Below are 1,310 nucleotides of genomic sequence, written 5' to 3'. Positions count from 1 at the left end.
CCCGATTTTTTCTGTTCGAACAGGTGCGATTCGCTCTCGCTCTGCTGCGCCGTGCCGACGGTAAGGCCGAGGGTAGATTCAGTTAAGAAGGGATTTTAGCCAGTAATGTTTTCACAGTCTCGGTATCTTCTGGATGCAGTTGAAGATATTTATCGCATGCTATTTTCACATATTTAAAACCAACCGATTCAGGAACGATAATCTCTCCTTCCCAAACACCGAACATTATCCCTTCAAAGTGACACTCAGGATCGGGATCCTCAAAATCAGGAAAATGACAATATGTTTCATTAACGCCACAACCAATTTTATTTACAAGATAAGGTAACATCCATAGAAATTTATTTTGTAAATTCATTGAGTTAAAGTAATCCTTAACGACCCATTCAGGGTCGTTTTCATAATCAGTGTTTTCAAAGATATATTCATTCATCAGTTAGTCACCGGGAAGAAGTTTTCTACTATTCCTGTTTTTTTATCTAAGTAGACTTGGAACTGAATTCCACCAGCTGATGCTGTATATTCTCGTTGGCCCGAAGCAATAGCAGCCTTATAGCCACTACTTGCAGCCTGCTGTCCCAAATCTAATATTTTTTGATCAGTGAAGACCTTAGGATCATAGATCGTTTTAGTAAACACTTGAGCTTTATATCCTATAACATTACCAGCTCTATCATAGGAAGGTATCTGGTATTTAACTTCATTTATACCTTTAATATTAGATTGAGTTTCGCCAATGACTTTTACCCCTTTATCATTGACTGTTGAATAGAATGCATCCGCATTATGCGTGCCACTAATACCCTTTCTCTGCGAATATCCATCCAATTTCGCTAAATGTTCGGGTTGGGTGATCTTGAAACTAATCCCTTCAGGATAGACAGCTTTCGTCACTGACAAAAACGCTTTCGCAAATACATATTGAACCAGTTTAGCTTCACTGGTCGGCACTCCACTGGCTAGGATTTCCGCCGCTTTCTCTGGCGTCATTTCTCCATTTGCCGTCAACGCACTGACCGGCACCCCGAAGAACTCGCCCCAGGCGATCAATAGGCCTTTAACTGCATCCTGACCTTCCGGCATATCTCCCTGGGCATTTTTGATCAGGGCCGCTGCGATTTCATCCGGTGAAGCTCCACTTTGCAGCATGGAAGCACCGAGCGAGGTTTGCGACATCCCTATGTCTGCCATGCCCTTACCGAAGTCGTTCGGGTTCAGCGAGTTATTCTCTACCGCATTTTTCCCCGCCTGTGCACCCGCAACCGCGTCGGCGCTGCTGTCTCCCGTCAAGCCCCCCGCCAGCCCTGCCG

The 1,310-nt window shown here is 44.5% G+C and carries 2 protein-coding genes; both read right to left on the bottom strand.

Annotated elements, in window-relative coordinates; genetic code table 11:
* Window positions 1–82 precede the first annotated feature (82 nt).
* Window positions 83–433, bottom strand: coding sequence for a ribonuclease toxin immunity protein CdiI (cdiI, locus tag AC971_RS21460; protein WP_012104937.1), 351 nt, complete (start codon window positions 431–433; stop codon window positions 83–85).
* A partial coding sequence (locus AC971_RS23775) for a VENN motif pre-toxin domain-containing protein (protein ID WP_197090747.1) occupies window positions 433–1,310 on the bottom strand: 878 nt, incomplete at its 5' end. The genes cdiI and AC971_RS23775, both read right to left, overlap by 1 nt.

This window comes from Yersinia similis, from assembly GCF_001053095.1.
GTDB classification, from domain to species: Bacteria; Pseudomonadota; Gammaproteobacteria; order Enterobacterales; family Enterobacteriaceae; genus Yersinia; species Yersinia similis.
The sequence above is the reverse complement of the archived record's forward strand: the minus strand, read 5'-3'. Positions and strand labels throughout refer to the sequence as shown.

What these genes read in the sequence shown, in the direction of transcription:
- cdiI (WP_012104937.1), bottom strand. Translation starts at nt 433, where the DNA reads ATGAATGAATATATCTTTGAAAACACTGATTATGAAAACGACCCTGAA.